The 24,754-nt window shown below is 73.7% G+C and carries 21 protein-coding genes; 8 read left to right on the top strand and 13 right to left on the bottom strand.

From position 1 onward, the window contains the following. Positions 1-157: 157 nt before the first annotated feature. The gene (locus tag ACQUSR_RS31930) at positions 158-1,165 is read left to right on the top strand and encodes an isopenicillin N synthase family dioxygenase (protein WP_431046605.1); all 1,008 of its coding nucleotides are present in this window, start codon (positions 158-160) and stop codon (positions 1,163-1,165) included. 61 nt (positions 1,166-1,226) lie between these two features. Here ACQUSR_RS31930 and ACQUSR_RS31925 read toward each other — a convergent pair whose 3' ends face one another. After that, on the bottom strand, positions 1,227-2,057 hold the full coding sequence (locus ACQUSR_RS31925; protein WP_431046603.1) for a hypothetical protein: 831 nt from the start codon (positions 2,055-2,057) through the stop codon (positions 1,227-1,229). Positions 2,058-2,257: 200 nt separating this feature from the next. Here ACQUSR_RS31925 and ACQUSR_RS31920 point away from each other — a divergent pair, with 200 nt between their 5' ends. Continuing rightward, positions 2,258-3,262 carry a LacI family DNA-binding transcriptional regulator gene (locus ACQUSR_RS31920; protein WP_431046601.1) on the top strand — a complete coding sequence of 335 codons (1,005 nt, stop codon included), beginning with the start codon at positions 2,258-2,260 and terminating at the stop codon, positions 3,260-3,262. Positions 3,263-3,286: 24 nt separating this feature from the next. Here ACQUSR_RS31920 and ACQUSR_RS31915 read toward each other — a convergent pair whose 3' ends face one another. Beyond that, positions 3,287-4,078, bottom strand: a complete 792-nt coding sequence (locus ACQUSR_RS31915) for a PaaX family transcriptional regulator C-terminal domain-containing protein (protein WP_431046599.1) — start codon at positions 4,076-4,078, stop codon at positions 3,287-3,289. A gap of 102 nt (positions 4,079-4,180) precedes the next feature. Between ACQUSR_RS31915 and ACQUSR_RS31910 the strand changes: the two genes are divergently transcribed. The 3 genes from ACQUSR_RS31910 to ACQUSR_RS31900 all read left to right on the top strand — a co-directional run bounded on the left by ACQUSR_RS31910 (position 4,181) and on the right by ACQUSR_RS31900 (position 8,239). Continuing rightward, the gene (locus ACQUSR_RS31910) at positions 4,181-5,827 is read left to right on the top strand and encodes an acyl-CoA dehydrogenase family protein (RefSeq protein WP_431046597.1); all 1,647 of its coding nucleotides are present in this window, start codon (positions 4,181-4,183) and stop codon (positions 5,825-5,827) included. Further along, entirely contained in the window at positions 5,824-6,651 is an 828-nt protein-coding gene (locus tag ACQUSR_RS31905) for a crotonase/enoyl-CoA hydratase family protein (protein WP_431046595.1), read from the top strand. The genes ACQUSR_RS31910 and ACQUSR_RS31905 overlap by 4 nt, the downstream gene beginning before the upstream one ends. An 832-nt stretch (positions 6,652-7,483) precedes the next feature. Then, a complete protein-coding gene (locus tag ACQUSR_RS31900) occupies positions 7,484-8,239 on the top strand; it encodes a DUF4239 domain-containing protein (RefSeq protein WP_431046593.1) in 756 nt (251 codons plus the stop codon). On the opposite strand, the gene ACQUSR_RS31895 is transcribed toward ACQUSR_RS31900, so the two are convergent. Next, entirely contained in the window at positions 8,217-9,521 is a 1,305-nt protein-coding gene (locus ACQUSR_RS31895; protein WP_431046591.1) for a cytochrome P450, read from the bottom strand. The genes ACQUSR_RS31900 and ACQUSR_RS31895 overlap by 23 nt on opposite strands. 161 nt (positions 9,522-9,682) lie before the next feature. Continuing rightward, complete coding sequence (locus ACQUSR_RS31890; RefSeq protein WP_431046589.1) at positions 9,683-10,534, bottom strand: metallophosphoesterase family protein; 852 nt, start codon at positions 10,532-10,534, stop codon at positions 9,683-9,685. Between the two features lie 128 nt (positions 10,535-10,662). Between ACQUSR_RS31890 and ACQUSR_RS31885 the strand changes: the two genes are divergently transcribed. Then, on the top strand, positions 10,663-10,902 hold the full coding sequence (locus ACQUSR_RS31885; protein WP_431046587.1) for a dodecin: 240 nt from the start codon (positions 10,663-10,665) through the stop codon (positions 10,900-10,902). A gap of 169 nt (positions 10,903-11,071) precedes the next feature. Here ACQUSR_RS31885 and ACQUSR_RS31880 read toward each other — a convergent pair whose 3' ends face one another. From ACQUSR_RS31880 to ACQUSR_RS31870, 3 genes are all read right to left on the bottom strand, one after another. Further along, a complete protein-coding gene (locus tag ACQUSR_RS31880) occupies positions 11,072-12,298 on the bottom strand; it encodes an FAD-dependent oxidoreductase (RefSeq protein WP_431046585.1) in 1,227 nt (408 codons plus the stop codon). A 127-nt stretch (positions 12,299-12,425) separates the two neighbouring features. Then, positions 12,426-12,881 carry a nucleotide exchange factor GrpE gene (gene grpE / locus ACQUSR_RS31875; protein ID WP_431046583.1) on the bottom strand — a complete coding sequence of 152 codons (456 nt, stop codon included), beginning with the start codon at positions 12,879-12,881 and terminating at the stop codon, positions 12,426-12,428. Between the two features lie 295 nt (positions 12,882-13,176). Next, positions 13,177-14,043 carry an Fpg/Nei family DNA glycosylase gene (locus tag ACQUSR_RS31870; RefSeq protein ID WP_431046581.1) on the bottom strand — a complete coding sequence of 289 codons (867 nt, stop codon included), beginning with the start codon at positions 14,041-14,043 and terminating at the stop codon, positions 13,177-13,179. A 172-nt stretch (positions 14,044-14,215) separates the two neighbouring features. On the opposite strand from ACQUSR_RS31870, the gene ACQUSR_RS31865 reads away from it, so the two are divergent. Next, entirely contained in the window at positions 14,216-15,655 is a 1,440-nt protein-coding gene (locus ACQUSR_RS31865) for an amino acid permease (protein ID WP_431046579.1), read from the top strand. On the opposite strand, the gene ACQUSR_RS31860 is transcribed toward ACQUSR_RS31865, so the two are convergent. After that, positions 15,598-18,075, bottom strand: coding sequence for an ABC transporter (locus ACQUSR_RS31860; protein WP_431046577.1), 2,478 nt, complete (start codon positions 18,073-18,075; stop codon positions 15,598-15,600). The two genes, ACQUSR_RS31865 and ACQUSR_RS31860, sit on opposite strands and share 58 nt — an antisense overlap. A 109-nt stretch (positions 18,076-18,184) precedes the next feature. Between ACQUSR_RS31860 and ACQUSR_RS31855 the strand changes: the two genes are divergently transcribed. Continuing rightward, positions 18,185-18,751 (top strand): putative glycolipid-binding domain-containing protein, encoded by a 567-nt coding sequence (locus ACQUSR_RS31855; protein WP_431046575.1) that lies wholly within the window; start codon positions 18,185-18,187, stop codon positions 18,749-18,751. Here the strand turns inward: ACQUSR_RS31855 and ACQUSR_RS31850 are convergent. The 5 genes from ACQUSR_RS31850 to ACQUSR_RS31830 are packed head-to-tail and all read right to left on the bottom strand — an operon-like array spanning position 18,690 to position 24,715. Beyond that, positions 18,690-20,432, bottom strand: a complete 1,743-nt coding sequence (locus ACQUSR_RS31850) for an ABC transporter ATP-binding protein (protein WP_431046573.1) — start codon at positions 20,430-20,432, stop codon at positions 18,690-18,692. The two genes, ACQUSR_RS31855 and ACQUSR_RS31850, sit on opposite strands and share 62 nt — an antisense overlap. After that, positions 20,429-21,319, bottom strand: a complete 891-nt coding sequence (locus ACQUSR_RS31845; protein ID WP_431047971.1) for an ABC transporter permease subunit — start codon at positions 21,317-21,319, stop codon at positions 20,429-20,431. The genes ACQUSR_RS31850 and ACQUSR_RS31845 overlap by 4 nt, the downstream gene beginning before the upstream one ends. A gap of 8 nt (positions 21,320-21,327) precedes the next feature. Next, the gene (locus ACQUSR_RS31840; protein ID WP_431046571.1) at positions 21,328-22,281 is read right to left on the bottom strand and encodes an ABC transporter permease; all 954 of its coding nucleotides are present in this window, start codon (positions 22,279-22,281) and stop codon (positions 21,328-21,330) included. Further along, on the bottom strand, positions 22,278-23,873 hold the full coding sequence (locus ACQUSR_RS31835; protein WP_431046569.1) for an ABC transporter substrate-binding protein: 1,596 nt from the start codon (positions 23,871-23,873) through the stop codon (positions 22,278-22,280). The genes ACQUSR_RS31840 and ACQUSR_RS31835 overlap by 4 nt, the downstream gene beginning before the upstream one ends. Before the next feature lie 11 nt (positions 23,874-23,884). Beyond that, the gene (locus tag ACQUSR_RS31830; protein ID WP_431047969.1) at positions 23,885-24,715 is read right to left on the bottom strand and encodes a class I SAM-dependent methyltransferase; all 831 of its coding nucleotides are present in this window, start codon (positions 24,713-24,715) and stop codon (positions 23,885-23,887) included. Positions 24,716-24,754 lie beyond the last annotated feature (39 nt).

The raw sequence follows: 24,754 nt of genomic DNA, 5'->3' as shown, positions 1-24,754 counted from the left end.
GACCCGCATTCACTCACCTAGCGTTCCTAGCGTTCTCCGGGAACGATCACCTCTCTTCAGCCTTCACCCGGTACCGCGCCCTGCCCTACCCGGGCACTGTTCGCGGTCAGCCCGGCCACCACCGGGCCCGCCGGGTCCTCACCTCGCGGATGTACCCATGTCGCAGCAGCTTCCCGTGATCGACCTCTCCGCCGCCTCCCGCAGCCCCCAGGACCGTGCCCGCCTGCACGCCGAACTCCACTCGGCGGCGCACGACGTCGGCTTCTTCCAACTGACCGGTCACGGCATCACCCCGGCGGAGACCGCCGCGCTCACCGGCGTGATGCGGTCGTTCTTCGCCCTCCCCGAGGCCGACCGTCTCGCGATATCCAACCTCCGGTCCCCGCACTTCCGCGGCTACACGCGGATCGGCGACGAGCACACCGGCGGCAGCCGGGACTGGCGCGACCAGCTCGACATCGGCGCCGAGCGCCCCCCGCGCGTCCCCGGCCCCGACGAGCCCGCCTATCTGTGGCTGGAGGGCCCCAACCAGTGGCCCGCCGCCCTTCCGGAACTGCGCACGACCGCCCTCGCCTGGATCGACCGGCTCAGCGCGGTCGCGGCCCGGCTGCTGCACGAGCTGCTGGCGTCCATCGGCGCGCCCCCGGACTTCTACGACGCGGCGTTCGGCGACGAGCCCCATCTGCACCTGAAGATGGTGCGCTACCCGGGCCGGGCCCCGGACGGTGCCGACCAGGGCGTGGGCGCGCACAAGGACTACGGCTTCCTGACCCTGCTGCTGCAGGACGACATCGGCGGGCTCCAGGTGGAGCGGGCCGACGGCCGCTTCCACGACGTGCCACCGCTGCCGGGCGCGTTCGTGGTCAACCTCGGCGAGCTGCTCGAGGTGGCCACCGACGGCTACCTCAAGGCCACCCACCACCGCGTGGTGAGCCCGCCGGGCGACCGGGAGCGCTTCTCGGTGCCGTTCTTCTACAACCCGAGGCTGGACGCGCGGATCGAACCGCTGCCGTTCCGCTACGCCCAGCAGGCGCCCGGGGCGACGGCCGACCCGGCCAACCCGCTGTTCGCGGAGTACGGCCGCAACGAGCTCAAGGGCTGGCTGCGCGCCCACCCGGGCGTCGCCCGCCGGCACCACGCCGCGCTCTTGGACGCCGTCGGCTGACCACGGCCCGGGGCGGATCCCGGTCATGGGGGGGGATCCAGGTCATGGGGGCGGGACCCCGTCACCAGGAAGCCCACCCCTCGTCCAGCGGCACCCATCGGCGGGGCGGCCCGGCCACCGGCCGGGGATCGGTCAGCCGCAGCCCGGCGCTCGCGCAGGCGTAGGCGAGTTCCGTGGCGCCGTACGGGGCGTCCGGGCCGCTCTGCCAGAAGCGGTACCGCCAGTGCCCCTCGGGCCAGATCCCGCCGATGGACAGACCGAGCTCCGGCGCCAGGCCGATCTCCTCGTGCTCCACGGCGCCGTCGCGGGCCAGATGGCCGAACGTGCCGCCCTTGGCGTTGAAGGTCACGCGGTAGGCGATCGTGCCCGCCGAGATCCGGCGCAGCACCTCGTCGTCGTAGGGCAGACCACTCATCCATTCCGCGATGACGCAGCCGCCGTCCACTCCGGTCACCCCGACGCCGCCTTCCATGTCGAACGGCTCGAAGGCGATCGGGTCCAGTGCCAGGACGGGGCAGGCCCGCGGGTCCGCGCCCAGTCTGCGGATCACCTCGTCCTCGTCGAGGCCCGCGACGAAGAAGGCGCCGCCGAGCGCTTCCGTCAGCACGTCCGCGAAGACCGCGATCAGCCGGTCCGCGTCCTCCTGTACGGCGCGCTCCTCGGGTGTCAGGGGGACGGCCAGATCGGCGACCACCTCGGCCGTGCCGTACTCGGCTGCACGGTGCGGTGGAGATGCCGACCCGTCGTCGAGCCGGTCAGGGTCCGCGCAGGGGATGCCCGCAGACGAGGCGCGCAGGAAGAGCCCCGCGGGGCCGGTCACCATCAGCAGCTCGTCGCCATCGGTCTCCTCGGCCCGTTCGTCCGGCGCCTGGCCACCGTCGCACAACGCCACGGATCTCCCCCTCCGTATTCGCCTGTAACAGGACGGAACCCTGGCAACGCTGTCTGAAGTGATCGTGACAGACGGGTCTGACAACGGCCGGTCGGCCGAACCGCGCCGGCCGTCCCTGGCCTTGATCCGTGGTGGGAGCATGGACCCGGATGACCGACGCCCGCTCCGACGCGGCCCGACGAAGTGTGAGGTGTGTGCGTATGCACCGGACCCGGCCCACTCTGGAGAGCGTGGCGCAGCACGCGGGCGTCTCACGCGCCACCGTGTCCCGCGTGGTCAACGGATCTCCCAAGGTCGCCGACGACAGCCGCCAGGCGGTGCTGCGCGCGATCCAGGAGCTGGGCTACGTCCCGAACCAGGCCGCCCGCAGCCTGGTGACGCAGCGCACCGACTCCTTCGCGCTGGTGCTGCCCGAGGAGCCGGGCCGGGTCTTCTCCGACGACCAGTTCTTCCCCGGCATCGTCCGCGGCGTCAGCCAGGAGCTGGAGGAGGCCGACAAGCAGCTGGTGCTGATGATGGCCCGCTCCGCCGCCAGCCGGAACCGGATCGAGCGGTTCGCCCTGGCCCGGCACGTGGACGGCGTCATGATGGCCTCGATGCACGGCGACGACCCGCTGCCCGCCACGCTGGCCCGCATGGGCATCCCCGTGGTGTGCAACGAACGGCTGCTGGGGGCCGCGTCCCTGCCGTACGTGGGGGTCGACAACGCGGGCGGCGCGCGGGCCGCGGTCCGCCATCTGGTCGCGGCCGGGCGGCGCGGGATAGCCACCGTCGCGGGCCCGCAGGACATGGTCGCCGGGATCGACCGGCTCGCGGGGTACCGGGCGGGGCTGCGGAGCGCCGGCCTGGCGGAGACCGTCGCCGTCGGCGACTTCACCCAGGAGTCCGGCGTGGTGGCGATGGATGAGCTGCTGGCGCGGGCGCCCGCGCTGGACGCCGTGTTCGTCGCCTCCGATCTGATGGCCGTGGGCGTGCTGCACGCGCTGCGGAGGGCGGGGCGGCGGGTGCCCGAGGACGTGGCGGTCGTGGGCTTCGACGACATCGATTCCGTGCGGTACACCGAGCCTCCGCTGACCACGGTCCGGCAGCCCGTCCCGGATCTGGGCCGCCGACTGGCGCGGCAGCTGCTGCGGTTGGCGGCGGGCGAGACGATCGAGCCGTCGGTGGTGCTGCCGACGGAGCTGGTGCTCCGCGAGTCGGCCTGAGCCGGCCCGCGGCTGTCGGGCCGGCTAGCCGGTGTGCCGGGGCAGCAGCCCGCGCAGCTCGCGTTCGAAGTCGTCGTAGCGGGCGCGCAGCCGCGCCCCCGGCCAGTCCGCGGGCAGCAGCCGGGCGGGCAGGACGGGATCGGTGAGCAGATGGCGCAGGATCGCGGCGGCGGCCGTGAACCGCCCGGCCGGTCCGTCCGCCCGGTCCAGGTCGGTCAGCAGCTGCCCGGCCTGCCGCGCCCAACCGTCCAGGTCCCAAAGGCGCGCGGCGAGCCGCACCGGGTCGCCTTCCGGGGCACCGGTGAGCAGCGTGCACTGCTCGCTGACGACGGCGGGCCGCGGGCGGAGCAGGTTGTCGGGCCGCAACCAGGTGCCTTCCCGCAGTTCGGCCAGGCGCAGGTCGGCCATGGCGGAGCGCAGGGCGGTGCGCTCGGCGGCCGGGCGGCGCTCGGAGGTGACCACGGCGATCTCCCAGCCGCCGTGCCAGCGGCGGGTGCGCGGGGACCGCGCGTCGTCCTGCCGGGCCTGGCGGGCCAGCAGCCGTTCGGTGAGCCGGTACATGCCGTCGCGCTGCTCCAGGTCGCCTGCGGCGACCATCCGGGTGAGGGCGACGCGGACGGTGCCCTCGGCGGTGCCGAACAGCGCGCCGACCCGGACCAGGGCGCGTGCGGGCAGCTGCGGCGGGTGGTGGCCCAGCAGGGTGCTCAGCACGACGGAGCGGGCGGTCAGCGGGCGCGGGGCGGGGGCGCCGGTCCGCGTGCCCGTGCTGGTCTGCGGGCTCTTGTCGGTGCCCGTGCCGGATGCGGTGTGGTCCATGGCTGTCCTGAACCCTATCCCTTACAGTTCCTCATCACGCATGATGGAAGTGTAAGACCGTGTCCGTCTCTGCCGTGCCCGCCCGTATCGGAGGTTGCCGCCGTGAGCGCAACGCACGAGGTCCTCAACCAGGCCCCGCCGCTGATCGACTTCAGTACGGCGGACGACGCCGCGCTGCTGGAAGCCCTGCGCCGCGACGGCGGCACCTGGGGCGAGCCCGAGGTGCGGGAGCTGGGCGCGCGCGCCGGCTCCGCCGAGGTGCAGGACTGGGCGCGGATGGCCGAGGAGCATCCGCCGGTGCTGCACACGCACGACCGGTACGGCCACCGCGTCGACGAGGTCGAATACCACCCGGCCTACCACCAGTTGATGACGGTCGCGGTGGAGAGCGGCCAGCACGCGGCGGCGTGGGCCGAGCCGCGCCCCGGCGCGCATCTGGTGCGCGCCGCCAAGTTCTACGCTTTCGCACAGGCCGAGCCGGGACACGGCTGCCCGATCTCGATGACGTACGCCGCGGTGCCCGCGCTGCGCGCGGAGCCGGACCTGGCCGCCGTCTACGAGCCGCTGCTCGGCTCTCGTACGTACGACTTCGGACTGCGCCCGCCGCTGGCCAAGCGCGGGCTGATCGCGGGCATGTCGATGACCGAGAAGCAGGGCGGCTCGGACGTGCGGGCCAACACCACCTCGGCGGTTCCGGCCGGGGACGGGACGTATCTGCTCACCGGGCACAAGTGGTTCACCTCCGCGCCGATGAGCGACGTCTTCCTGACCCTGGCACAGGCGCCCGAGGGGCTGACCTGCTTCCTGGTGCCGCGCGTCCTGCCCGACGGCGGCCGCAACGCGATGCGGCTCCAGCGGCTGAAGAACAAGCTGGGCAACCGCTCGAACGCCTCCTCGGAAGTGGAGTACGAGCAGGCCGTGGCCTGGCGGGTCGGCGAGCCGGGCCGGGGGGTGCGCACCATCGTGGAGATGGTCAACGTCACCCGCCTGGACTGCGTCATCGGCTCGGCGGCGGGCATGCGGGCCGGGCTGCGCCAGGCCCTGCACCACACCGAGCACCGGCGGGCGTTCGGCGCGGAGCTGATCGACCAGCCGCTGATGCGCAACGTGCTGGCCGATCTGGCGGTGGAGTCCGAGGCGGCCACGGCTCTCGCGCTGCGACTCGCGGCGGCACTGGACCGGGCCGAGGCGGGCGACGCGGCGGAGGCGGCGCTGCGCCGGCTGGGGTTGGCGGTGAGCAAGTACTGGGTGTGCAAGCGGGGCAGCGCCCATGCCGCGGAGGCCCTGGAATGCCTGGGCGGCAACGGGTACGTGGAGGATTCGGGCATGCCGCGGCTGTACCGGGAGGCACCGCTGCTGTCGATCTGGGAGGGCTCGGGCAATGTCGCCGCCCTCGACGTCCTGCGCGCGCTCGGCCGTGAACAGCACGCGCTGGAGGCGTTCCTGGCCGAGGTGGACGCCGCGGCCGGCGCCGACACGCGGCTGGACGCGGCCGTGGCGCGGGTGCGCGAGCTGCTGCCGCAGCTGGCCGATCCGCAGCGGGCGCAGCTGCTGGCGCGGCGGCTCGCCGAGCAGATGACGCTCGTTCTGCAGGGCAGTCTGCTGGTGCGGTTCAGCCATCCGGCGGTGGCGGACGCGTTCTGCGCCTCGCGACTGGGCGGGGACTGGGGGCACGCGTTCGGCACGCTGCCGCCCGGCGCCGACACCGGGCCGATCCTGGAGCGGGCCCGGCTCAAGGACGTGCGATGACGGTGCCCGCGTCCGACGCGGATCCGGGCCGTCCGGGCCGTGGCACCGTACCCGCCTCCGTCCGTACGGAACGGCAGGGTCCGGTCACCACGGTCGTGCTGGCCCGCCCCGAGGTGCGCAACGCCGTGGACGGCGCCACCGCCGCCGCACTCGCCGACGCCTTCCGCGCCTTCGAGGCCGACGCGGACGCGCGGGTGGCGGTGCTGTGGGGCGAGGGCGGCACGTTCTGCTCCGGCGCGGATCTGAAGGCCATGGGCACCGAGCGCGGCAACCGGGTGGCGGCGGATGGCGACGGGCCGATGGGGCCGACCCGGCTGCGCCTGACCAAGCCGGTGATCGCGGCGATCAGCGGCCACGCGGTCGCGGGCGGGCTGGAGTTGGCGCTCTGGTGCGACCTGCGGGTCGCCGAGGAGGAGGCGGTGCTGGGCGTCTTCTGCCGCCGGTGGGGCGTGCCGCTGATCGACGGCGGTACGGTGCGGCTCCCCCGGCTGATCGGGATGAGCCGCGCCATGGACCTCGTGCTGACCGGGCGGCCCGTGCCCGCACCCGAGGCGTACGCGATGGGCCTGGTCAACAGGCTCGTACCGGCGGGGACCGCGCGGGCGGAGGCGGAGCGGCTGGCCGCCGAACTCGCCCGCTTCCCGCAGGCGACCCTGCGCGCCGACCGGGCCTCGCTGCTCGACCAGCAGGGGCTGCCGGAGGAACAGGCGATGGCGGCCGAACTGCGCCACGGGCAGGCGGTGCTGGCCGAGGGACTCACCGGCGCCGCGCGCTTCGCGGCCGGGACCGGGCGCCACGGCGCCTTCTTCGAACCGGACGCCTGAGGCGGGCCTCACTGCGACTGCGACGCCGCGCCGCCGGCCACCGGCCGACCCCCACCTGCTCCGTGGCGCGTTCCCTCGTTCAGGCGAATAAGCCGGACCATACGGCTGCGAGCGCTGAGCGCCGTACAAGATCTCCGACGTGAACCGATGGAATCGCGCAGGGCGTGTGGGGGTCGTCGGCGCGGCGCTCGTCGTCGCATCGGCCGGAGCCGCAGCCGTCGCCGACGGAGGCGGCAGGGGGCACGGGCACGACGACGGAGGGCATGGCCCGCGCCGGTGCGCCGTGGCGGCCGCCTGGCCGCGGGGGTCGTGGGCGTGGCTGGGCTCGTGCCCTACGCGCCCGCCCACGCACAAACCCACACCCACGCCGACGCCCACGCCCACACATCCGCCCACGCACAAGCCGACGCACAAGCCGACCCCCACACCGACACCCACCCCTTCCCCGACACCCACCCCTTCTCCGACGCCGAGCCCCACCCCGACCCCCTCCCCCACGCCCAGCCCCACGCCCTCCCCCACGCCGAGCCTGACCCGGCCGCCGACGAGCGCGCCGCCGCGGCCCACGCCCCCTCCCCCCGAGCAGGCGGTCCCCCCGGTGCCGCCGCCCCCGCGGCACACGCCGCGGCGCAGTTCGGATCCGCCTCCGCCCCGCCCCGTCGCGCTTCGGACGTACTACAGGCCCACACACCACAAGAGGCCCGACAGCGGGGGCTCGCTCGTCACCTCCACCCTGCTGCTCACGGCGCCCGCCGTCTTCGCGGCCGCCGTTCTCCGTCCCCGCTCGAGCGCCGCCGGCGGCGGCCGGCGCTCCTGACCTTGGAGGTCACCGTTGTCCGAATGGCTGGTACTGGTCCTCGCGATGGTCGCGGCGTCCGCGGTCGTCCTCATCGTCACGGTGCTCAAGGAGCGCCGGGTGGGCGAGGACTACGACTCCTCGGAGACCCCCGACGTCATCGAGTACATGACGATGATGGTCGGCGTGGTGTACGCCATCGTCCTGGGCCTGGCGATCGCCGGGGTCTGGGAGGCCCGCTCCGCCGCGCAGGACGGCGCCCGGGTCGAGGCCCAAGCGCTGTACGAGATCAGTGAGCGCGCCGCCGTGTATCCCGAGCCGGTCCGCGACAGGATCCGCGCGGACGTCGACGCGTACGTGAACCAGGTGGTCGGCAAGGAATGGCAGGCGATGGCCGACCATGGGGAGCTGACCAAGGACGGGGACGTGCTGCTGCGCAAGGTCCGCCAGGACGTGGCGGAGTACGCGCCGCGCACCGAGGTGGAGGCGCAGACGTACCAGCCGCTGATGGACCAGGTGGCGATCGCGGCCGACGCGCGCGGCGCCCGTGAGCAGAGCGCAGGCTCGACCATGCCGGGGGTGGTGTGGTTCGGCCTGCTCCTCGGCGCGGTGATGACGGTCGGCCTGATCTTCACACTGCAGATCCGCCGGTCGCCCCGTGAGCTGCTGCTGGCCGGCCTGTTCAGCATGCTCATCGCGTTCCTGCTGTTCCTGGTCTGGGACTTCGACGCCCCCTTCGGCCGGTCGGGGGACGATGCGGCCGAGGCGTTCACCGCGCTGTTCCCCAGCTGACCGGCAGGTGCTTGAGTCCGTTCTGGAAGTTGGAGGTGAGCCGCACGGCCGCTCCGGCCCGCCGGAGCCCCGGTAGCCCGCCGAGCACACTCCGCAGCATGGCGCGCATCTGCACCCGGGCCAGATGCGCGCCCATGCAGAAGTGCGGCCCGAAGCCGAAGCTGACGTGGTCGCACGGGGTCCGGGTGATGTCGAACCGGTCGGGGTCGGCGAAGACGGTCTCGTCGCGGTTGGCGGAGGCGTGGTAGACCACGACCTTCTCGCCGCGCCGGATGAGCCGGCCGCCGAGTTCGACGTCGCGGGTGGCGGTGCGCCGCATGTGGATGACCGGTGGCCAGAAGCGCAGCATCTCCTCGACGGCGGAGCCGGTCAGCTCGGGCCGCTCGCGCAGCAGGGAGTACTGCTCGGGATGGTCCAGGAGAGTGAGCAGTCCGCCCGGAATGCCGTTGCGCAGCGTCTCGTTGCCCGCCACGGCGAACAGGAAGAACATGGTCTCGAACTCGTCGCCGGTGAGGCCGCCCTCGCGCATCCGGGCCATCACGCTGCCGGGCCGCGGCCGCTCGGCCAGGGCGTGGGCGTACGCGAACATGTCGCTGAGGGCCTGGCGTGAGCGCGGGTTCATGGGGCGCCCGTCCGGCCGGGTGAGGGTCGCGGGCCGCCGGGCGAGCGCGGCGCGCCCCATCGGCGTGAGCGCCCGGGCGTCGGCGGTGGCGGTTTCCGCGTACTCGGCGTCCTGATAGCCGATCACCCGGCTCGCCCAGTCGAACAGCAGCGGCCGGTCGACATCGGGGACGCCCATGATGTGGGCCAGGGTCCACACCGGCAGGTCAGCGGCGAGTGCCACGAAGTCCGTCCGGCCGTCCGCCGCGACGTCGGCCACCAGCCGCCCGGCGCGCTCCTCGATGACGCTCTCCAGCTCGCGTATCGCGCGCGGGGTGAGGGCGGCCGCCACGATGCGCCGCAACCGCGCGTGCCCGGGAGGATCCTGGTTGAGCGTCATCGCCCGGACGAACTCCAGGTCGGACGCGGTGTCCGGATCGCGGATCTGGGTGGCGCCCAGGTGCGAGGAGAACACCTCCGGTGTGCGCAGGACGTGCTTGACGTCCGCGTGCCGGAAGACCGCCCAGTAGCCGGAACCGGCGGGCCACGGCCCGACGGCGGGCTCGGCGATCCGGCAGACGGGGTCCGTGGCGCGCAGTTCGCGGAACAGGTCGTACGGCACGCCGGAGGTGTAGGTCCCGGGTTCGAACACCGCCACAGGGCCGGTGTCGCGCGCGCTCATCGCACCGCCCCTACCCGACCACGGAGATCGCCTGGACGGGGCACGCCCGGGCGGCGTCGACCGTCACCTTCATCGTCATCGTCCTTCCTCGGCAAGAGGGTTGACGTGCTCAGGCTACGGCCGGGCAGGCGGGCCCACCACAGCGTTCCGGCCGGATCGGATCAGCTCACCGCGACCCGCAGCACGCGGCGCAGCGGGTCCTCCGGCAGCCCGCCGTGCCGCTTCCATTCGCGCGGATAGCCGACGGAGACCTCCTGGAAGCGGACGCCGTCCTCCACGGTGGTCCGGGGAATGTGCAGATGGCCGTAGACGACGGTCTCGGCGCGGTAGCGCAGATGCCAGTCGGCGGTGAGTTCGGTGCCGCACCACAGGGCGAAGTCGGGGAACCGGAGGATGCGGGTGGGCAGCCGGGTCAGCGGCCAGTGGTTGATGAGGACGGTCGGCAGCTCCGGGTCGCGGGCGGCCAGCCGGGCCTCGGTCTCGGCGACCCGGGCCCGGCACCAGGCGTCGAGGGTGGGATAGGGGTCGGGGTGGAGGAGGTGCTCGTCGGTGCAGACCACACCGGCCTCGTTCGCGTGGGCCAGCGCCGCCGCCTTGGTGTGGATGCCGTCGAGGCGGAAGGTGTAGTCGTACAGCAGGAACAGCGGTGCGATGGTCAGCGGGCCGCCGTTGCCCTCCCAGACCGGGTAGGGGTCCTCGGGGGTGACGATCCCCTTGGCGCGGCACATCTCGACCAGGTGCTGGTAGCGGGCGACGCCGCGCAGTTGCAGCGGGTCCTTGGGGTGGGTCCACAGCTCATGGTTGCCGGGTGACCAGATGACCTTGGCGAACCGTTCGCTGAGCAGGCCCAGGGCCCATTCGACGTCGCTGTACAGTTCGCCGACGTCCCCGGCGACGATCAGCCAGTCGTCGTCGGAGCCCGGCCGCAGCCGTTCCACGATCGCCCGGTTCTCTTCGTAGGCCACATGCAGGTCACTGATGGCGAGAAGCTCGCCCCGGTGCGTGCCGCCCATGGTTTCTCCTGTCGTACGGTCGGTGCCGGTCGGGTGGTGGACGCGTCCGGCTCGCGGACCCCGGCACGGTGCGGCACCGTGGGAGGAGCAAGCGCCACCGGACCCTCGCACGGAACGGGAAAGCCGCCATGTCCCACCACACCTATCGGGTGACCGAGATCGTCGGCACCTCTCACCACGGTCTCGACGACGCCATCCGCAACGGCATCGGCCGTGCCACGCAGACGCTGCGCCATCTGGACTGGTTCGAGGTCACCGAGATCCGCGGCCAGATCCTGGACGGCAAGCCCGAGCACTACCAGGTGGGACTGAAGGTCGGATTCCGCTTGGAGGACGTCGAGGAGGGTGCCGGCGCCGCCGACGCCTGACGAGTACGGCTCAGCCGCTGATGAGTACGGCTCAGCCGCCGCCCCCGCCTCGGGCCACATCTGTCCCGTCTCCCCCGTCTCCCCGTGCTGTGCGCCTGCGCGCCGTCCGGCGCGCCGTAGCGCCTGAACAGCAGCGTACGCGAGAGTGATCGCTCCTTTCGAGCGATCTTCACCGGCGGGGCAGGTCCCGGACGGGTCCGTCCCAGTCCACGCGGTAGCCGGTGAGCCAGTCGTCGGCGCCCGCGCCGCCCCGGTCCAGGCGGCGCGGCAGCAGCGTGTCACGCAGTACGCGCCCCACGGGCCCCGGGGTCGTGCGGCGGGCCGTCGCCGCGCCGGCGGCCGCCACGCGCTCCACCCGCGCGCGGCGCAGCCGTTCGTACGCCGCGAAGGCCCGGCGCGCGGGCAGGTCGCGCAGACAGGTCGCCAGGACCACGGCGTCCTCCATGGCCATGGAGGCGCCTTGGGCGGTGCCGGGGGCGGGCCCGTGCGCGGCGTCGCCGATGAGCACCATGGCGTCGCCGGACCAGGTGGGGGTGGCCGCCAGGTCGTAGGCGTTGCCGGCGACCACGCCGTCATCGGCGGCGCGCACGATGCCGGCGGCGGTGCCGTCGCCCGCGAAGTACCCGGCGACCCGTCCGCGCCACTGCTCCGGGGTGGCGGCGGACCCGGTTCCGGGAAGGGAGCCGCTCCTGGGAAGTTCGGGGCCGGGGACGTCGGCGAACCACCAGACCTCGCCGTCCGGGGCGACCGTGCAGCCGAAGAACGCCTGCCTGCCGTAGACCATCGTGTACGCGCCCGGTTCCGGACGGGACGGCTCCGGCAGGGCGGCGAGGTCCCGGGTGTAGCCGCAGACGGTGTTCCGGCCGGTGTACCGGGGCCGGGGCGCCGCCGCGTCGATGAACTTCCGGGTGACCGAGTGGATGCCGTCGGCGCCGATGAGCACATCCGCCTGGGCCCGCCCGCCGTCGGCGAAGGAGGCCACGATCCGGCCGTCCGGGGTGATGTGGGCCGCGACGAACCGCTTGCCGTACTCGATGCGCACCCCGCGCCGCGCCGCCTCCTCGCGCAACGCCCGGTCGAGGGTGGCGCGCCGGAGCGTGCGCGCGCCGAGGGCGCCGTCCCCGCCGCCCGCGACCGGCCGTGAGCCCAGGGGCTTGCCGGCGCTGCCGACGAAGTGGACCCGTTCGGCGGGGAAGGACCGGGCGACCACCTCGCGGTGGGCGCCGACGGCACGCAGCGCCTCCAGGCCGTTGGCGAAGAGCACGAGGAACGCGCCCGTGTCGGCGGCTCCGAGCGGACGGGACTCGTAGACGGTCGCGCGGATCCCGGCCTTCCGCAGGGCGATGGCGGCCACCACTCCTGCGATACCGCCGCCGATGATCACGGTGTCGGGCATGCTGCTCCAAGCGGTCTGTTCCCGGTGGGGGGGGACGGGTACGGGTGCCGGAACAACGCTGTCAAGACCGGCGCGGTGCCGTCCATACCGCGTCGAGGAGGCCGGTTCGGGGCGGTTCGGGGGCGGTTCAGGGCTTGGGGGGCTCGATGTACACGATGACCTGCTGGTGGCGGAGGATCTGGCCGCGCCAGACGTAGCCGTGCCGGACGGTCTCGGCGATCCAGCCGACCGGCCGCCCGTCATCCGCGGGCCGGGACCCGACGACCTCGTGCCGCGCCGGGTCGACGGCCCCTTCGTCCCGCAGGTCGGCGACGTCGCAGGCGGCGAAGATCCGCGTAAGCCGCTGGTCGAGCCAGCGCAGCGCCGCCGCGGCCTGCTCGGCGTCGGCGGGCTCTCCCTCCTTGGTGAGGTCGGCCAACCGGTCGGCGAGTTGCAGGAGTTCGGGGACGACGGGGTGGAGGTGCCGCGCCTCGGCACGCAAGGCACGCTGTTCGGCGCGGAGTTCGGCGGCCTCGGCGCGCAACAGGGCGTTCTCCTGGCGCAGTCGCGCGATCTGATGTCCGGCCAGTGGGTTCCATGCCATCGTCGTCTCCCCCCTTGGCGATCTCCCGTCCGGATCGCCGGCGCCGGCGATTCGATCCGCAGCGGGTATGCGCGGGCACCCTCTGAACGGGGCCGCGGTGGGGATGTCCCAGTGTGCCGCCCGGCCACGGGCGCGTACAGCACATCGCCGTATTCCGTGGTCCGTAGGTGTGTCCGTAGGCAGGTGTGTCCACAGGTGGGTCCGTTCTGCCCGCGGCGGCGCGCCGTGCTCGCGCCCGCGCCCGCGCGCGGGTCGCGGGGCGAGGCGGCCGCCGGATCCGGTGCGGCGGCCGGGGCTACTTCAGCAGCCGCGACATCCTGCGGTCGGCCAGCGGCTTCCCGCCGGTCTGGCAGGTCGGGCAGTACTGGAGCGAGGAGTCGCGGTAGGACACCTCCCGGATCGTGTCGCCGCACACCGGGCAGGGCTCCCCGGTGCGTCCGTGCACCCGCAGGCCGGTCTTCTTCTCCGCCTTCAGCTCCCCTGCCGCGAGCCCGCGGGAGCGTTCCACCGCGTCGCGCAGGGTGCCGCGCAGCGCCTCGTACACCACGGCGGTCTCGTGTTCCGTCAGGTCCGCGGCGAGGCGGAACGGCGACATGCGGGCGGCGTGCAGGATCTCGTCGGAGTAGGCGTTGCCGATCCCGGCGATGACGGACTGGTCGCGCAGCACGCCCTTGATCTGGTGCCGCCTGCCGCGCAGCAGCGCTGCGAACGCCTCCTGGGTGAACGCCTCGGCCAGCGGGTCCGGGCCCAGCCGGGCGATGCCCGGCACCGCCTGGGGGTCGTCGACGACGTACACGGCAAGGGCCTTCTTGGTGCCCGCCTCGGTGAGGTCGAAGCCGGTGCCCGGCGGTGCGGTGAACAGCAGGCGCAGCGCCAGCGGCCCCTTGCCGGGCCGGGGCGGGTCCGCCGGGAGGCCCTCCTGCCAGCGCAGCCAGCCGGCCCGGGCCAGATGGACGATCAGATGCGGCCCGCCGGTGGCGAGGTCCAGGAACTTGCCGTGCCGGGTCGCGGCGGTGACCGTGCGGCCTTCCAGCGCGGTCAGCGGCGGATCGTAGGTCTTGAGCACGCTGACCGTGACGGGGTGCACACGGGCGATCTCCCGGCCGACGGCGTGTCCGGCCAGGAATCCGGCGAGGGCCTCGACCTCGGGCAGCTCCGGCATGGCACCAGTGTGCCGCAGCGCGGCGGGGCGGCAACCGCGCGCCGCGCCCGGCGATCGCGCCCGGCGGCGGGCCGCCGGTGGACCGTCCCGCGCGGCGGCTTCCCCCGCGCCCGGTGCTGCTTCATCATGTTCCGCCGTCAGCAGTCGGCGTCGGCGGAGAGGACACACCACCATGGCCAGGCTCCGGATGGGCGAGGGCGTACTGCGCCGCAAACCGATCGAACACATCGAGGAGCCGGAGGGCGCCGAGAGCGAGCGGCTGACCCGGGTGCTGGGGCTGTGGCAGCTCACCGCAATCGGCGTCGGCGGCATCATCGGCGCCGGGATCTTCACCCTGGCGGGCACCGTGGCGAACGGCACGGCGGGGCCCGCGGTGCTGATCTCGTTCCTCATCGCGGGGGTGGCGAGCGCGGCGGCGGCGTTCAGCTACGCGGAGTTCGCCGGGCTCATCCCGAAGGCGGGGTCGGCGTACACCTACGGCTACGCGGTGCTCGGCGAGTTCGCGGGCTGGTTCATCGGATGGGACCTGCTGCTGGAGTACACCGCGATCGTCGCGGTCGTGGCCATCGGCATCTCCGGCTACTTCTCCTTCCTGGTGGAGGAGATGGGGGCGGATCTGCCCGACTGGATGCTGGGCGCGCCGGGCACCGGCGAGGGGCACAAGGTGGACCTGTTCGCCGTCGTCCTGTGCCTGTTCGTGGCGTACCTGCTCAATCTCGGCATCAAGAACGCGGCCCGGTTCGAGATGGTGGTCGTGGTCCTGAAGGTCGCGGTCGTGCTGCTGGTGATCGTGGTGGGCTTCTTCCACGTCGAGACCGGGCACTACTCGCCGTTCTTCCCGTACGGGGTGGGCGGCGCGTTCACCGGCGCGGCCACGGTCTTCTTCGCCGTCTTCGGGTACGACGCGATGAGCACGGCCGCCGAGGAGTCCAAGGACGCGCAGAAGCACATGCCGAGGGCGATCCTGTACTCGCTGGCCGTCTCGATGGTGCTGTACGTCCTGGCCTGCCTGGTGCTGACCGGGATGCAGGACTACAAAGAGATCGACAAGGAGAGCGGGTTCTCCAGCGCCTTCAAGGCGGCGGGGCTGAGCGGCATCGCCGACGTGATCGCGGTCGGCGCGATCATCGGCATCCTCACCGTCATGTTCACGTTCATGCTGGGAGTGACCCGTGTGTGGTTCTCCATGGCCCGCGACGGACTGCTGCCGCACTGGTTCGCCAAGACCCACCCGACGCGGCATGTGCCGACCCGGGTGACCTGGATCGTGGGGGTCGGATCGGCGGCCATCGCCGGGTTCGTGAAGATCGGCGAGGCGGCGGAGCTGACGAACATCGGCATTCTGCTGGCGTTCGCGGTCGTCTGCGTCTCGGTGATCGCACTGCGGTACCGGCGGCCCGATCTGCCGCGCGAGTTCCTGTGCCCGTGGATGCCGTTCGTGCCGCTGGTCGGGGTCGGCGCGTCGATCTGGCTGACGACGTATCTGGCGTGGGAGACCTGGGTGCGGTTCGCGGTGTGGTTCGCCATCGGCATGGTCGTGTACTTCGGCTACGGCTACCGCCGCTCGGAGCTGGCCAGGGCGGAGCGCGCGGCGAGGGCGGCGGACAAGTAGGGCGCGGTACGGCTCGCCGTCGACCGGGCCACCTCGGCGGGCGTGCCGGCGGCGACGATCCTGCCTCCTTCGGCGCCCCCGCCGGGACCGAGGTCGATGACCCGGTCGGCGCCGGCCACCACGTCCATGTCGTGCTCGACGACCACCACCGAATGGCCCGCGTCGACCAGCCCGTGCAGCTGCCGCAGCAGCAGTTCGGTGTCGGCCGGGTGCAGTCCGGTGGTGGGCTCGTCCAGCAGGTAGACGGTGTGGCCGCGGCGGGTGCGCTGGAGCTCGGTGGCGAGCTTGATGCGCTGCGCCTCGCCGCCGGACAGCTCTGTGGCGGGCTGGCCGAGCCGCAGATAGCCCAGGCCGACGTCCCGCAGGGCGCGCAGGGCCCGCACGGCGGCGGGTACGTCGGCCAGGAACCCGGCCGCGGTGTCCACGGTCATGTCCAGGACGTCGGCGATGGTCACGCCCCGGTAGGTGACCGACAGCGTCTCCGGGTTGTAGCGGGCGCCGTGGCAGTCGGCGCAAGGGGCGTAAGTGCCGGGGAGGAACAGCAGCTCGACGGCGGTGAACCCCTCGCCCTGGCAGGTCTCGCAGCGGCCCCCGGCGACGTTGAAGGAGAACCGCCCGGCGGTGTGGCCGCGGGCGCGGGCCTCGTCGGTGGCCGCGAACACCTTGCGTACGGCGTCGAACAGGCCGGTGTACGTGGCGAGGTTGGAGCGGGGGGTGCGGCCGATCGGCTTCTGGTCGACCTGGACGAGCCGGTTTACGGCCGCCAGCCCCTCCGCCGCGGTGAGATACGCGCCGTACGCGCTGCGCCCGGCCCCTGCCTCGTCCGCGGCGGTCTCCTCCGCGCCGAGACCCAGGTGGTCGGCGAGGACGCCGGCCAGTACCTGCGAGACGAGCGTGGACTTGCCGGACCCGGAGACTCCGGTGACGGCGGTGAACACCCCGAGCGGCAGCTCGGCGTCCAGGTCGCGCAGGTTGTGCCGGGTGATGCCGCGCAGCCGCAGCCATCCGGCGGGGGTGCGCGGCGCACGGGGCGCGGGCCGGGCGCCGTCGGGGAAGAGGTACGGGCGGGTGGCCGAGGCCGCGACGGACTCCAGGCCGGACACCGGGCCGCTGTAGAGCACCTGGCCGCCGCGTTCACCGGCCGCCGGGCCGACGTCGACGATCCAGTCCGCCCGGCGGACCAGCTCCATGTGGTGCTCCACCACGAACAGCGAGTTCCCCGCCGCCTTGAGCCGGTCCAGCACGGTCAGCAGCGCGGCGCTGTCGGCCGGGTGCAGTCCGGCCGACGGCTCGTCGAGGACGTACACCACTCCGAAGAGCCCGGAGCGCAGCTGGGTGGCGAGCCGCAGCCGCTGGAGTTCGCCCGCCGACAGGGTGGGGGTCGGCCGGTCGACGGACAGGTAGCCCAGGCCGAGTTCGGTGAGCACCTCGATCCGCGCGGTCAGGTCGCGGGCGAGAGTCGCGGCGGTCTCGTCGGCCCCGTCCGCCGCGGGTCCCAGCACGTCGGCGAGGGCCGTCAGCGGGAGCGCGGCCAGCGCCGCGATGTCCTGCCCGGCGAAGGTGACGGCGAGCGCCTCGGGGCGCAGCCGCCGCCCGTGGCAGTCGGGGCACGCAGTGCTGACCAGGAAGCGTTCGGCGCGGGTGCGGAGGGTCTGGCTCTTGGAGTCGGCGAAGGTGTGCAGCACATAGCGCCGGGCGCTGGTGTACGTGCCCTTGTAGGGGCGCTGGATGCGGTGGGCCTCGCGTTCGGGGTGGACGGTGACGACGGGCTGGTCGTCGGTGAACAGGATCCAGTCGCGTGCCTCGCGCGGCAGTTCGCACCAGGGCCGGTCGATGTCGTGGCCGAGTGCGGCGAGGATGTCCCGCAGGTTCTTGCCCTGCCAGGCGCCGGGCCAGGCGGCGATGGCGCCCTGGCGGATGCTCAGCGACGGATCGGGGACCAGCGACTCCTCGGTCACCTGGTGGATCCTGCCGAGGCCATGACACGCGGGACAGGCCCCGGTGGCGGTATTCGGCGAGAACGCGTCGGAGTCCAGCCGCGCCGCACCCGCCGGGTAGGTGCCCGCGCGGGAGAAGAGCATGCGCAGGGAGTTGGACAGCGTGGTGACCGTGCCGACGGAGGACCGCGACGTGGGCGCGGAGCGGCGCTGTTCCAGCGCCACGGCGGGCGGCAGCCCGCTGACCTCGTCGACCTTGGGCGCGCCCGCCTGGTGGATCAGCCGGCGGGCGTAGGGCGCTACGGACTCCAGGTAGCGGCGCTGGGCCTCGGCGTAGAGGGTGCCGAAGGCGAGCGACGACTTCCCGGAACCGGACACTCCGGTGAACACCACGAGGGCGTCGCGCGGGATGTCCACGTCGACGCCCCGGAGGTTGTGGACACGGGCGCCGCGGACACGTACGAACGGGTCATGCGGTGGCATTCAGGTGATCTTAGGCGATGCGGGTACCCTGCGCCGTGGCGGTATGTCCGGCTGTGCTCAACTAATCCCTTTTTCGCGAGTTGCCATGAGTTTCCCAGGAGGAGACCCGATGACCGATGAGCACGTCCTGACCTGGGAGATCACCGGCACCGGCGGCTACGAGACGGCGTGGGTCACCCTGTCGGGGACGGGGCTGCGGGCCCGGGGCCGGGTGATGGCGCTGCGCCCGCGTCCGTACTGGATGACGTACGAGCTGGAGACGGGCCAGGGCTATGTGACCCGGCGGCTCCGGGTCACCTCCGAGACCGTCGCCGGGACGCACCGGCTGGACCTGCGGCGTGACGGCGGTGAGTGGACGGCGGACGGGAAGCCGCTCCCGGAACTGGACAGCGCGCTCGACTGCGATCTGGGCATGTCGCCGCTGACGAACACGATGCCGGCGCTCCGCCATCAGCTGCACACCGGGCCGGGCGAGCGGGAGTTCCTGATGGCGTGGGTGTCGGTGCCCGACCTGACGGTGCGGCCCGCCCGGCAGGCCTACACCCACGTCGGCCCGACCGGACGCGGCAGCCGGGTCCGCTTCACCTCCGGGGACTTCGCCGAGGACATCGAGTTCAGCCGGGAGGGGCTGGTGCTGACGTATCCGGGGATCGGGCATCTGCTGCGGACCGACTAGCCGTGTGGTCCCGGCGGGCCGGTGACGCGGGCGCGGCCGCCACGAGGGACGCGGTGAACGGGTGCCGGGGCCGGGTCAGTACCTGGGCGGCTGTGCCTTGTTCGACGATCTCCCCCGCGTCGAGCACCGCGATCCGGCTCGCCTGCGCGGCCGTGTCCAGATCGTGGGTGATGAGCACGAGCGCCATGTCCCGGCGGTCCCGCAGCAGCGCGGCCAGGAGGTCGAGGACGCCGCGGCGGGTGACCATGTCGAGGCCGGAGGTGATCTCGTCGCAGACCAGCACCCGGGGCCCGGCCACCAGGGCGCGGGCGAGCGCGGCGCGCTGGAGTTCGCCGCCGGAGAGCTCGCCGGGCCGCCGCCGCACCAGTTCCGGGTCCAGCCCCGTCTCGGCCAGTGTCCGCAGCGCCTCGGCGGCCGCCTCGCCGGGGGTGGCACCGCGGAGCCGTACGGCCGTGCGGGCGACCTGGTCCAGCACCGGCCGGTGCTCGTCGAACGCGGCCCGCGCGTCCTGGAAGACGTACTGCACGGCGGCCAGCAGCTCCCGCCCGCGGGCGCGCAGGCTGCGCGGCAGCACGGTGCCGTCGAGCAGCACCTCGCCGTCGTAGGACCGGTGCAGCCCGGCGACGCAGCGGGCGAACGTGGTCTTGCCGCTCCCGGAGCGCCCGACGACGGCCAGACACTCCCCCGCCGCGACCGTGAGGGAAGCGTCCCGCAGCACGGCGGTCGAGCCGTGCCGGGCGGTCAGCCCGCGCACCGTCAGCAGGGGCCGCGTGTCGGTGGCGGGCGCCGGGGGCGAGGAGTCCGGGCGGGCGTCGGCGTCGAGCGACGGTTCCGGGCGCGCATCGGTGGCGGGCGCCGGGGGCGAGAGGTCCGGGCGGGCGTCGGTGGCCAGCGCCGTCGGCGAGGGGGCAGGGCGGGCATCCGTGGCGGGCGCCGTGGGCAAGGAGTCCGGGTCGGCGTCGGTGGCAAGCAGTTGGCGGGTCCACGCGTGCCGTGGGGCGCTCCAGATCTGCTCGGCGGGGCCCGACTCCACGACCCGGCCGTCCTTCATCACCACGACGTCGTCGGCCAGTTCCCGTACGACGGCCAGGTCGTGGCTGAGCAGGACGACCGCGATGCCCTGGGCGGCGACCGACGCCAGTTCGCCGACGATGCGCCGTTTGGTGAGCGCGTCCTGCCCGGTGGTCGGCTCGTCGGCGACGACGACCCGCGCGCCGAGCAGCAGCGCCTGGGCGATGACCACGCGCTGCTGCTGGCCGCCGGACAGCTGGTGCGGGTAGCGGCGCAGCAACTCGGCGCCGTCTGGGAGCTGGGCCAGCTCCAGGGCACGCAGCACCCGTTCGCGCGCGGCCGCCCGCCGCTGGTTCCGGGGCAGCGTCCGTACCTGGGTACGGGCGATGTCGTGCAGGAGGGCGCCGACGTGCCGGACCGGGTTGAGGACGGCCGCCGGGTGCTGCGGTACGTAGCCGACCGGCCCCTCGGCCACCTGGACGTCGCCGGTGACCCGGGCTCCGGCCGGGTACTCGCCGAGCAGCGCCAGGCCGGTCGTCGTCTTGCCGCTGCCCGACGGGCCGACCAGCGCGGTCACCGTGCCGGGCCGCGCCGCGAGGCTCACCCCGTCGACGATCGGGCTGCCGTCGACCTCGACCCGCAGGTCCGTTATCCGGGCCACCGCGCTCACCGGTGTGCCTCCTTTCCCGTGCGCCGACGCCGGCTCGCGCCCTGGCGCGCCAGAGCCGCGTCGAACAGCAGGTTGGTGCCCATCGACAGGGCGACGATCAGCAGGGCGGGCACCACGACGGCCCACGGCTGCACGAACAGTCCGGCGCGATTGCGGTCCACCATCACCGCCCAGTCGGCGGCGTCGGGTTCCACTCCCACGCCCAGGAAGGCGGCGGTGGCCACCAGGTACAGCACGCCGGTGAGCCGGACGCCCGCGTCGGCGGCGAGGGTGCGCAGCATGGACCGGCCGACGTAGCCGAGGGCGATCCGCGCCCAGCCCTCGCCCTGCATCCGCAGCGCCTCGACGGCCGGGCGGGCGGCCACTTCCGCCGCCGCGGCCCGGACGATGCGGGCCGCGTCGGGCACGTTGACCGCGGCGACCAGCAGCACCAGCCCGGCGGCGCCGGGTGCGTAGACGGAGGCGACGAGCAGCACCACCAGCAAGGAGGGCACGGCGAGCAGCACATCCAGCGGCCGCATCAGCACTTCCTCCAGCCACGGCCGGTGGGTGAGGGCGGCGCCCAGACCGAGCGGCAGCGCGACGGCGTAGGCGAGCGCGGTCGCGGCGAGCGCGACCAGCACCACCGACTGGCCGCCGAGCAGCACCTGGCGCCACACGTCGCGGCCCACGAAGTCGGTGCCGAGCCAGTGCCCGCCGCCGAGGGTGAAGGACGGTGCCCGCCGTCCGGCCTCGTCCGCGAACAGCGGGCCGAACAGGGCCAGCAGCAGGGGCACACCGGCGAGTACGGCGCCGAGCGCGTAGCGGCCGGGGCCGGGAGACGTACGTGTCGCCGCGGCACGGGTGCGCGTCCTCGCCGAGAATCCACGCGACTTCGCGGAAGACATACGGCCGGTCACGCCGCCACCCCCGACCTGGGGGCGAGGCGGTGGGCGACCAGGTCGGCACCGAGGTTGAGGACGACGGCGATCAGGCCGAAGACCACCGCCAGCCCCTGGACCACCGGCACGTCGCGGGCGGCGACCGCGTCCATCAGGACCGTCCCGAGACCGGGGATGACGAACAGCGCCTCCACCACGATCACCCCGCACAGCAGCCAGTCGACGGTGCGGGCCAGTTGCTGTGCGGCGGGGACGACGGCGTTGGGCAGGGCGTGGGCGTAGCGCACGCGGACGCCGGAGACGCCGTAGCGGCGCGCCTGGGCGGCGTACGGCGAGGCCAGGGCATCGATCATGCCGGCGCGGACGAGGCGGCTGAGGGAGCAGACGGGCCGGGACAGCAGCACCAGGACGGGCAGCACCAGGACGGCCGGATGGCCCGCCAGATCCGTGCCGTAGCCGACGGCGGTCGGCGGCAGCCAGTCCAGGCGCAGGGCGAAGACCGTGACCAGCAGCACGCCGAAGGCGAACTCCGGTACGGCGTAGACGCCCAGGGTCACCGAGCTGACCAGCCGGTCGGCCCAGCCGCCCTCGCGGCGCGCGGCGAGCACGCCGAGGCCCACCGCGATGGGCACCAGCAGCGCCAGGGTGAGCCCGGCGAGCAGCAGCGTGGGCTCGAAGCCGCCGGACAGGTAGGTGGTGACGGGCCGGCCGGAGGCCAGGGAGGTGCCGAAGTCGCCGTGCAGCATCCCGGCCGCCCAGTCGGCCAGCCGCTCCAGGGCGGGCCGGTCCAGCTCCATGGCCTCGTGGATGGCGGCGATCCGTTCGGGGTCGGGCTGGTCGCCGGCCAGCGAGGTGGCGGCGTCGCCCGGCAGCGCCTCGGTGAGCGCGAAGACCAGGGCCACGACGGCCACGATCTGCAGGCACCCGAGGATCAGCCGCCGGACGAGCCAGGAACGCAGGTCCCTCACGCGAGCCAGACCTTGTCGAAGCGCGCCCAGTCGAGGGTGTTGGCGGGTGCCTTGCCCGCCACGCCCCTGACGTTGCGCGCGGTGCCGACGATCCAGTCGGCGAAGCCCCAGATCAGGAAGCCGCCTTCGGTGTGCAGGCGGCGCTGCATGCGCTCGTACACCGCGGCGCGCTCCTTGGGGTCCTTGGTGGACTGCGCCTGCTGGTACAGGGCGTCGAAGTCCTTGTGCTTCCAGTGGGTGGCGTTGGTGGTGGAGCCGGTGAGCAGCCGCTGGGAGATGTGCGACTCGATGGGCATGGCGCCGGAGCGGTAGCAGCACAGGGTGCCGGAGTCGAGGATGTCGGCCCAGTAGCTGTCCTTGCTGCCCATCTTGACCTTGACCTTGACTCCCGCCTTGGCGGCCTGGTCCCGGAAGATGCCCGCGGCCTCGGTGAACCCGGCGGCGACCTCGGAGGTGTCGAGAGTGATCCGGAGGTCCTCGGCTCCGGCCGCCTTGAGCAGGTGCCGGGCGCGGTCGAGGTCCTGTTCGCGCTGCGGCAGCCCGTCGGCGTAGTACTGGTACCCCTTGCCGAACAGGTCGTTGCCGATGTCGCCGGCGCCGGACAGGGCGCCGTCGACCAGCTCCTGCCGGTCGGCGATGAGGAAGAGGGCCTGGCGGACGCGCTTGTCGTCGAAGGGCGCGCGGTCGGTCTTCATGGCGAAGCCCTGCATGGCGCTGTTGCGCAGCCGGACGATCTCGACCTGGCCCTTGCCCTCGTGGGCGCGGGCGGTGGCGGGGTTCAGCTCGTGGGCGTACTCGATCTGGCCGCCCAGGAGCGCGTTGATCCGGGCGGACTCTTCGTTGGCGACGACGAACTCCAGCTCGTCGAGGTGGGGCGCGCCCTCCCAGTAGTCGCCGTATGCCTTGAGGACGGTGGACCGCCCCGGCGCGAAGGACACGAACCTGAAGGGGCCGGAGCCGATGGGGTGCTTGTCGAACTCCTCGGCGCCCTTGGGCACGATGTACGCGCCGAAGGCGGCGAGGACGTTGGGGAATTCGGCCGTTGGCCGCTTGAGCCGGAACTCGATGACGCGCTTGCCCTTGGCGCGGCTGGCGCCGAGGTCGATGGGCTCCAGGGACGCCTTGGCTCGGAAGGCCCGCTTCGGGTCGGCGATGCGCCGGTAGCTGTAGAGGACATCGTCGGCGGTGACGGGCCTGCCGTCGTGGAACGTCGCCTCGCGCAGGGTGACCGTCCAGCGGTCGAGGGCCGCGTTGGGCTCCCACTTGGCGGCGAGCCGGGGGACGGCGGCCATGTCGGAGCCGTAGTCGGCCAGCTTGTCGAAGAGGGCCTTGGCGCGGGCGGCGTCGGCGAAGAGGTTGGTCATGTGCGGGTCGAGGGTCTCGCCGGCGCCTCCGCCGGCGAAGGCCGCGCGCAGGCGCCCGCCGCGCTGGGGCTTGCCGTCCGCCGCACCGGATTCCGACGGCTTGGACGAGCCGCACCCGGTGAGCGCGAGGCCGCCGAGCCCGGCGGCGCCTACGGCTCCGGTGGCGGCGAGGAAGCCGCGGCGGCGCAGTCCGGGGTACGCGGTGGTGTGGTCGGGGGTGGTGTTCATGCGGGTTCTCCTCAGAGGGGGTTGGGGCCGTCCGGCGCCAGCCGGGCGATCAGGTGCAGCCGGTCGCCGTCCGCCGTGGGCGACTCGAACGGGTCTCCCGGCCGCCAGGCCGGCTCGGTGCGCGGGCCCGGGCCGTCGTACAGCGCCAGGACCGTGAAGCCGTGCGCCGCCAGCACGTACCGCAGCTCCTGGGGGAAGAGCAGCCGCCACGCGGAGTGCTGTTCGACCGGCGGTGTGCCGTCGTCCGCGGTCCACACGCGGCGGCGCCTGAGCAGCTGCGCGGCGCGGTCGACGCGCAGCGTGGTGACGGACCGATAGCCGGTCCCCTGCCAGGTGAAGCGGCTGACGGCGGGCGCGTCCAGGAGTTCGGTGCTGCCGAGGAAGAACGCCCCGTTGCGCATTTCGGCCAGCAGCAGCCCGCCGGGGGCGAGCGCCTCGCGGCAGCTGCGCAGCAGGCCGTCGAGTTGGTCGTTGGTGTGGCAGTACAGGAAGGCGCTGTCCAGGCAGACGACGGCGTCGAAGGCGCGCCCGCCCAGCTCGGACAGGTCGAAGTCGCGCAGGTCGGCGTGCCGGTAGTCCGGCCCGGGGTGGTGGGCGCGGGCGTGGTCGAGCATGGCGCCGGAGACGTCGGCGGCGACGACGCGCCGTCCGGCCCGGTGCAGATGGGCGGCGTCGCGGCCGGTGCCGCAGCCCAGGTCCAGGACGCGCGGCCCGGCGCCATACCGCCGCAGCCGGTCCTCGGCCCAGCGGGCGGCGAGCCGGTCGGGGTCGGGGAAGCGCGCCTCGTATAGGGCGGGGTTGTCGGTGAGCAGGTTTCCGCTCGCGTCGTCCGGGGCGGTCATGCGGGATCCGCTCATGCGGTTCCGGTCGGTCACGAGGCA

The organism is Streptomyces sp. P1-3 (genome assembly GCF_050613155.1).
GTDB lineage: Bacteria > Actinomycetota > Actinomycetes > Streptomycetales > Streptomycetaceae > Streptomyces.
This window is presented reverse-complemented; position numbering and strand designations above follow the sequence as displayed.

Bases quoted from the DNA above. Each gene is read 5' to 3' on its own strand.
- ACQUSR_RS31860 (WP_431046577.1), bottom strand. From the start codon at position 18,075: ATGCCACCGCATGACCCGTTCGTACGTGTCCGCGGCGCCCGTGTCCAC.
- ACQUSR_RS31830 (WP_431047969.1), bottom strand. From the start codon at position 24,715: ATGACCGCCCCGGACGACGCGAGCGGAAACCTGCTCACCGACAACCCC.
- ACQUSR_RS31835 (WP_431046569.1), bottom strand. From the start codon at position 23,873: ATGAACACCACCCCCGACCACACCACCGCGTACCCCGGACTGCGCCGC.
- ACQUSR_RS31855 (WP_431046575.1), top strand. From the start codon at position 18,185: ATGACCGATGAGCACGTCCTGACCTGGGAGATCACCGGCACCGGCGGC.
- ACQUSR_RS31930 (WP_431046605.1), top strand. From the start codon at position 158: ATGTCGCAGCAGCTTCCCGTGATCGACCTCTCCGCCGCCTCCCGCAGC.
- ACQUSR_RS31920 (WP_431046601.1), top strand. From the start codon at position 2,258: ATGCACCGGACCCGGCCCACTCTGGAGAGCGTGGCGCAGCACGCGGGC.
- ACQUSR_RS31865 (WP_431046579.1), top strand. From the start codon at position 14,216: ATGGCCAGGCTCCGGATGGGCGAGGGCGTACTGCGCCGCAAACCGATC.
- ACQUSR_RS31905 (WP_431046595.1), top strand. From the start codon at position 5,824: ATGACGGTGCCCGCGTCCGACGCGGATCCGGGCCGTCCGGGCCGTGGC.
- ACQUSR_RS31890 (WP_431046589.1), bottom strand. From the start codon at position 10,534: ATGGGCGGCACGCACCGGGGCGAGCTTCTCGCCATCAGTGACCTGCAT.
- ACQUSR_RS31885 (WP_431046587.1), top strand. From the start codon at position 10,663: ATGTCCCACCACACCTATCGGGTGACCGAGATCGTCGGCACCTCTCAC.
- ACQUSR_RS31895 (WP_431046591.1), bottom strand. From the start codon at position 9,521: ATGAGCGCGCGCGACACCGGCCCTGTGGCGGTGTTCGAACCCGGGACC.
- ACQUSR_RS31915 (WP_431046599.1), bottom strand. From the start codon at position 4,078: ATGGACCACACCGCATCCGGCACGGGCACCGACAAGAGCCCGCAGACC.
- ACQUSR_RS31870 (WP_431046581.1), bottom strand. From the start codon at position 14,043: ATGCCGGAGCTGCCCGAGGTCGAGGCCCTCGCCGGATTCCTGGCCGGA.
- grpE (WP_431046583.1), bottom strand. From the start codon at position 12,881: ATGGCATGGAACCCACTGGCCGGACATCAGATCGCGCGACTGCGCCAG.
- ACQUSR_RS31845 (WP_431047971.1), bottom strand. From the start codon at position 21,319: ATGTCTTCCGCGAAGTCGCGTGGATTCTCGGCGAGGACGCGCACCCGT.
- ACQUSR_RS31880 (WP_431046585.1), bottom strand. From the start codon at position 12,298: ATGCCCGACACCGTGATCATCGGCGGCGGTATCGCAGGAGTGGTGGCC.